At 53.9% G+C, this 7,195-nt stretch carries 4 protein-coding genes; all 4 read left to right on the top strand.

Going from position 1 to position 7,195, the window contains the following annotated elements:
• Window positions 1-199: 199 nt before the first annotated feature.
• Entirely contained in the window at window positions 200-1,678 is a 1,479-nt protein-coding gene (locus ACETWG_04380; protein ID MFB0515828.1) for a glycosyltransferase, read from the top strand.
• Window positions 1,679-1,787: 109 nt separating this feature from the next.
• Window positions 1,788-4,976, top strand: coding sequence for a glycosyltransferase (locus ACETWG_04375; GenBank protein ID MFB0515827.1), 3,189 nt, complete (start codon window positions 1,788-1,790; stop codon window positions 4,974-4,976).
• A 68-nt stretch (window positions 4,977-5,044) separates the two neighbouring features.
• A complete protein-coding gene (locus ACETWG_04370) occupies window positions 5,045-6,040 on the top strand; it encodes a Crp/Fnr family transcriptional regulator (protein MFB0515826.1) in 996 nt (331 codons plus the stop codon).
• Window positions 6,041-6,116: 76 nt separating this feature from the next.
• On the top strand, window positions 6,117-7,195 hold a 1,079-nt coding region (locus tag ACETWG_04365; GenBank protein ID MFB0515825.1), incomplete at its 3' end, for a glycosyltransferase.

Genomic DNA, 7,195 nt, shown 5'->3' with positions numbered 1-7,195 from the left:
GCCGAAGCTAACCTGGCGGCGTTGACTGCCGCCTCTGCCGATTCCGAGGAAACCTGATGCCGAGGACAGCCGGTGGGTAGGACCATAAACCGTTGCTTGCGGGAAAGTGAGATTGAGATGGTGGGAAAAGTTGTCACCCGCGGCTATGTGAACCACAGCCGTCTGCTGATTTTAGCAATTAGTCACTATAAATAATTCTATGTCTAATAAATTCCAGCCTGAAGTGCAAAACTCAGATGCTGCTCCGCTGATTAGTGTGGTCATTCCGGCCTATAACCAGCGGTACTTTAAGGCCTCCCTGGAAAGTGCTCTCAATCAGACCTACCCCCACCTGGAGATTCTCATTTGCGACGACTGCCGCAACGGGGATATCAAGGCAGTGGTGGATGAAGTGGCAGCCGCGGATGAAAGAATCAGGTATGTAAAAAACGAAAAACAGCTCGGACGCTACGGGAATTATCAGCGCTGTTTCGAGCTGGCCGCTGGTGAATACGTTAAATACCTCAACGACGATGACCTCCTCCATCCAGACTGTGTGACTCTCCTGGCGCGCTGTCTCCAGCGGTATCCCGGTGTTACCCTGGTGACCAGTCACCGGCAGATTATCGATGAGCGGGGTAATCCCTTAATAGATCTTCCCTCCACCCAGCGCATGGTTTCCGACGACAGTCTACTTGAGGGCCGGTCTGTTTGTAACGCCATGCTCTCAAAGAAGTTGAATTTCGTAGGCGAGCCTACCACCGCTATCTTCCGCAAACGCGACCTGGAGGATGTTAGCCCCTCCATCAACACTTTCGGCGGCATTCAATTTGAATATATCAATGACGTTGCCATGTGGCTGAACCTCCTGGGCAAAGGCGATCTGATCTACCTTGTAAAAACTCTCAGCTATTTCCGGCTGCATAGCGAACAGGGTCAGGAGGCACCTGACGCCGTGCAGCGTTCTCAGGTGTTCTGGGAAGATATACTCGAACAGGGTCAGCGACTGGGCTACTGGCATCCGGAATGGCCGGTGGAAATCAAGTTCCAGCCCCTGAATGTAAGGGCCCAATGGCCCGATGAGGCCCTGCCGATAATAAAGCAGGCCCATGACTACCTGAGTAACAGTGATTCAACGCGTGCGATCGGAGTTTTACGCAAAGTGGCGGCATTAGCGCCTGAGGATCCCTGGGTTGTTGTCACCCTGGGCGACCTGCTGCTGCAAACCGGAGATGTTGAGGGTGCCCGCCGCGAGTATTTCAAAGCCACCACCGACTATCCCTGGTACGCACCGGGCTATATCAGCCTGGGAGCGCTCTGTCTGCGGCTAAATAAGGATGATGAGGCGATAGCAGCTCTCAGGCAAGCAATCAAGCTTTATCCGGCTAATCTGGACGCCTGGAGGATATTGGGGCGTATGTATCTTAAGGCTGAACGGTTTGATGATGCCCGCCAGGCCTTCGCCTTAATCACGCGGACCGCTCCTCAGGATGTGAAAAGCTTATTGGCTCTAGGTATCTGCCATGTAGGCATGGGTGATCCGATTAATGCCCGCAGCATATTTGAGCGGGTGTTAGAGATCGACCCGCAGAATAAAACCGCCCGTGAGAACCTGGCAATATTGGCCGGCCAGCAACCCGGCTCGCAGAAAAGTGGCTCTCCCGCCGACCTGGGCGAGCCAGATTCCGAGGGGTCTTGATAGTGATGAATTTGCTTATAAAAATATGGAATTTTCCGGTACAGGCCCCGACCGGATGCAAGTTGTAGAATAGTCACCATCAGTAGCAGTAAGGGATTCCGGGATCGAAATGCACCCGCAAGCAGACAACCAGGCAGCAAGACCGATAAATGTCCTCGTCTTCACGCTCCACACGGATGCCGTAGCTGATGTACGGTTGCTGGGTCCTCTGGCCCGTCTGGAGAAGGATGGGCTGATCAGCTTCCGTACCTTATTCCTGGAGTCGAAAACGACTGTCTCGCTCAGCATTATCGATGATTTTGACGTTGTAGTGTTTCAGCGTGAGGACCGCCCCGAGATGCTGGAGGCCTTGCGCTACGCACAAGCGCGGGGCCAGCGGACGATCTACGAGATCGATGATAATCTGCTGGAGCTGCCGCCGGAACACCCGATCTACAGGTATTTTCGTCAGGCCAAAATCCGCCAGACCATCCTGGAGTTCCTCCGGATGGTGGATGTCGTCACTGTATCAACGGAAGGCTTGAAGGAGGCGCTGGGGGATTATAACCCTAGCATCACTGTGCTGGCCAATCAGCTGGATGAGACGCTTTTCCAGATGAAGGAACCGCTCCCACCGGGGAACGATCCCATCCGGATCGGCTACGCTGGCGGCATGACCCATGGCGCCGACTTCCAGCAGGTGGTGCCGGCCCTCAAAAGGATCCAGAAAGAATATAGGAATAAGGTCAAACTGGTCTTTTTCTGGCATCTACCAGAGGAGTTCGAAGACGATCCGACGGTGGAATACCTCAAGGGTCATAAAAATTATCAGGATTACGCCCGGGTGCTTACCGAAGCAAATCTGGCAATTGGCCTGGCGCCACTCCAGTCGAACCGCTTTAATGACTGCAAAAGCGATATCAAGTATCTGGAGTATGCCTCACAAGGGATTGCGGGGGTCTATTCGAAAATCGCGCCCTATTCTAACAGTGTGAAGGATGGTGAGACCGGGCTGCTGGTGGATGGCGCGGACCCGGATCAATGGTATTCCAAGGTCAAATTCCTGATTGACCACCCGGATGAATTGCAGCGGGTTCGAGTCCAGGCCCAGGACTATGTGCGCCGAGAACGGACCCTGGGTGTCCTGGCTCGGGGATGGTATGAGCTTTTTAGCCGCGTCTTGTCTGAACCATCCAGAACACCGGCACCGATAACGCGCCCGCTGGTATCCATCATTATCCCGGTAAAAGACCGCCTCGAGCTCACCCGCCAGTGCCTCCGTGAAGTGCGTAGTACCGTCAGGGACATCAGCCATGAAATCATCATTGTGGACAATGGATCCACCGATGAGCTCAGTGAGTTCCTAAAAGCCCTGGAAGGGGATATCAGTTACCTTTATAACAAGGAAGGTGCCACCTTTGCTGAGTCCAACAATCAGGGTGCGGTGGTGGCTCGAGGGGAATACCTCGTCTTTCTGAATAATGATACTATCCCTCAGGAGGGCTGGCTTCATGCTCTGCTGGAGGCTCATCAACGGGTTCCCGACGCCGGCACAGTGGGAGCCAGGCTGCTTTATCCTGAGAGCCATACCATTCAACACGCCGGGGTACTGATCCGCAACTATCCCCATCCGGTTTATCCCTATCACGCCTACCATGAATTCCCGGCCTATGCGCCCGCCGTGAATGAAGCGCGCTCGTTCCCAGCTCTCACCGCTGCCTGTCTGCTCATCAAAAAGTCCTTCTTTCACAGCCTCAAAGGATTCGATGAGGATTTTATCAATGGGTATGAGGATGTGGATTTATGCCTCAGGGTTCTGGAGAAGGGGCGCAAGAATATCTATACTCCGGGGAGTGTGGTCTACCATTACAAATCCCAGACCCCGGGCCGTTTCGACCATGTGAATGAAAATATCGCTGCCCTACAGAGGAGATGGTCAGGGAAAATCGAGTCCCTATTGTCACAAAGCGGCCACCGGCTTGATCACTATGATGTGTCTATTGTTATGCTGACCTTCAATGCCCTTGAGTATACCAAGCGCTGCGTCGACTCCTTGCGGGCGCATACCAACTACCCTCACGAGGTGATCTTCGTAGACAATGAATCCACCGACGGGAGCAAAATATATCTCCGCGGAGTGGTATCGGCCAATTCTAACTACCGATTAATTGAAAACAATACCAACGTTGGCTTCTCGACCGGCAATAACCAGGGTGCTAAGGCGGCCAGAGGCCAGTACCTCCTCTTGCTTAACAACGATGTTCTGGTAGCTGATGGCTGGTTGGACGGCTTGGTGAGTGCGCTGGAGCGCGATGAACGCATTGGTATGGTGGGACCGATTACCAATTATATCAGCGGTCGACAGCGGTTAGCGGAGGTACCCTACCAGGACGATGAGGGATATTACAGGTTTGCTAAGACGGTGCGCACCGCGAACCGCGGCAGGATAACCCCCCGCCGCCGCATCGCAGGATTTGCCATTCTCATTCGCAAAGCACTCTACGACGAGCTAGGCGGTCTCGACGAGAACTTTGGCTCCGGTAATTACGAAGACGATGACCTATGCCTACGGGTGCGGGAGAAGGGATACGCCGTCATGGTGGATGAAAGCACCTTTATTCACCATTTTGGCAGCCGGACGTTCGCGGCTAACCAGATTGATTACCAGGCCTCTCTAAGGAAGAATGAGCAAATATTTCGCGCCAAGTGGCCCGATGTAGACCCGGATTGGCTCCTGGAGAAGGGTGAGCTCCTTATCCAGGTCCTGGAGCGAAAGGCCAATGAGGCCATCCAGCTGATCAACCGGGGTGATTTTGAAAGTGGGGGCAAGCTGTGCCGGGAAGTCTTGCTGGAAGATCCCACTCGAGTGGAGGCAGTGTACGGCCTGGGACTCATCGCCCATCTGGGCGGTGACCTACGGGAAGCTAGGAATCACTACCAGCGGGCTGTAAGCTTAAAACGGGGATGGGCCCCGGTCCTACAGGGTCTCGCGCTGATTGATATGACCGAAGGGGACTTGAAGACCGCCCAGCTACGGCTGGCGCAGATCTTAGAGAATAATCCTCGCAACCTGGATGCCAGACGGCTACTGGGGCAAACGTTCTTGGAGACGGAACAGTTTGAAGAGGGGATCGGCCTCCTCATGGGTATCTTGAAGGATGATCCCAACGACTGGCAAACCCACTTTATCCTGTCTTCACTGTATGCCGAGGTGGATCGGATGGATGAGGCCAAACGCCATCTTGAAGCTGTTCTGGCGGCTAAGCCCGATCACGCGCAAGCCCGGGAGATGCTGGAGAAGATTTCCCGGGACGCCTGAAGTCCAGTAGGCGGGTGCCTGTTTCCGATCATAAGTCTATTACTTAATTAATAGGAAGGAACAGGGACATGGGCTTTTTGGAGGAACGGCTGAAACGGCGGGTTAATAAGGATGAGGTGATCTTTCGGGATGGTGAGTCAGGCCAAACCATGTTTATCATTCTGGAAGGCCAGGTAGAAATCTCCAAGATGCTGGGAGACCAGAAGACCATTTTGGCCAAGCTCGGGCCGGGCTCTATTTTCGGCGAGATGTCGATCATCAATAACTATCCCCGGTCGGCAACTGCCACGGCGGTCACCAATGTCCTGCTGCTGGAAATCAGTCGCGAGATGTTTCGCAGTCGCTTGGAGGAGGTTCCCAAGTGGCTACAGACCTTCTTTGCAATCATCGTAGAGCGCTTGAGGACGGCAACCAAGAACCAGAGTATCCTGCTCACCAGGGGGGCGGGACGGCAGGTCGTCAACCTGCTGGCTATGTTAGCTAAGCAAGAGGAACCAGATGCCCACGAGAAAATCCTTCTTCCCTGGAACAAGGCTGTGGCCACTATCGCATTTTACCTCGGCCTAGATGAGGAAAAGGTCAATGATACGGTGAATAAGCTTGTATCGGCCCACCTGGGCCAAAGCGATCGCAGGGAAGGCATCGGTCGTGTATTTGTGTTGGAATTCCCCGGCAAGTTTTACCAGCTGGCCGACTATTGCCGGGAACGCCACATGGTCGAAAGCGGTCATGCTAAGACGATGTCGGATCAATTTAGCTTTAAGGACAAGCAGGAAATGGAGTTGCTGCGGGTTCTGGAAGTGATCATACAGGAGCAGGGTGTCATTGAAGATTTCCCGGCTGCTACCCTGGAAAAGCGCCTGCAGGAACATTATAATCGGCCATTTAATGTTTACGAGCCGTTGATGGAGAGTTACACCCAGTCGGGAGTTCTGGATTTGTTCCATCCCGAAGGAAGTGAACCGGCCTACCGAGTTAATAATCGTGACCTTTTTAATGAGAAACTGGCCAAGGTGCGGTTAGTGGCGGAGCTAAGGGATTTCGACAAAAAGATCATGGCATGAGTGAACCGAGTGGATCTGCCGCTGAACTCGTTATTCAAGACTTTCTCCGGAATAGTCTTTAAGAGCTGGCTTAAGGATGGCCAGAGGAAAGCTGTCGGTATGCATGATCGTGCGTGATGAGGCACTTATGTTGCCGGATTGCCTCACCAGTGTCGCCGGGGTAGCCGACCAACTGGTGGTTGTGGATACCGGTTCGACCGATGACACTATAGCCATTGCCAGATCCTTCGGTGCCCAGATTCACCACTTCGAATGGATCGATGATTTCGCGGCTGCCCGGAACGAGTCTCTCCGGCATGCCACTGGTGATTGGATCTTCTGGCTCGACGCGGATGAGCGGCTGGTACCTTCCTCTATAGAACCCCTCAGGCGCCTGCTCACTACTCCGAAGCGCCCCACTATTTATCAAGTTCAGATTAGAAACCTCCGGGCGGACCAGATGAGCTATACTCTCTCCATGTCCCACCGGCTTTTTTCGAGGCACCCCAAGCTCCGCTTCTCCGGGCGCATCCACGAGCAGGTTCACCCCAGTCTGAAGGCTGCCGGGGGTGTGGAGAAGTCCTCTAATGTGGTGCTTGAACATCAGGGTTACGCCCTGGACCCTGAGAAACTACGAGCCAAGCTGGAGCGTAACCAGACTCTTCTGGAAACTATGGTTGCTGAGCAGCCCGAGTCGGCCTATGCCCACTACACTCTCGGTCAGAATTACGCCCTCTTGGATGACCATGATCAGGCGCTTCAAGCCTACCTGCGGGCGTTGGAGATCCGCGAGTTCCAGGGTCCTTCGGCCTCCACCCTACTCAACGCTCTTGCAGAGACCAGCTGGCATCTGAATCGCCTGGACGATGCCGAGACCTATGCCCAAAAGTCGCTGGACATTACTCCCAAGCAAAGCAGCGGCAATTTTATCATGTACCGGGTGATGCAGTCACGGGAGAATATACAAGGCCAGATTCAATATCTCGAGCGGATCGTGCCATTCTCTCAACCGGGATCGGAGACTGTGCGCAGTGACTTACCGAAGGATGTTCTCATTCCCTACCAGCACCTACTTTTCAGTCTAGGGCAACTTTATCTTTCGGTTGAGGATTATCCCGCGGCTGAGAGGGTTCTCAAAGCGTGCCTGGTCATTGAGCCCACCAGCCGCGAGACGCG

It is taken from the genome of Candidatus Neomarinimicrobiota bacterium (assembly GCA_041862535.1).
Taxonomy (GTDB): Bacteria; Fidelibacterota; Marinisomatia; order SCGC-AAA003-L08; family TS1B11.
This window is presented reverse-complemented; position numbering and strand designations above follow the sequence as displayed.

Bases quoted from the DNA above. Each gene is read 5' to 3' on its own strand.
- ACETWG_04380 (MFB0515828.1), top strand. From the start codon at position 200: ATGTCTAATAAATTCCAGCCTGAAGTGCAAAACTCAGATGCTGCTCCG.
- ACETWG_04375 (MFB0515827.1), top strand. From the start codon at position 1,788: ATGCACCCGCAAGCAGACAACCAGGCAGCAAGACCGATAAATGTCCTC.
- ACETWG_04370 (MFB0515826.1), top strand. From the start codon at position 5,045: ATGGGCTTTTTGGAGGAACGGCTGAAACGGCGGGTTAATAAGGATGAG.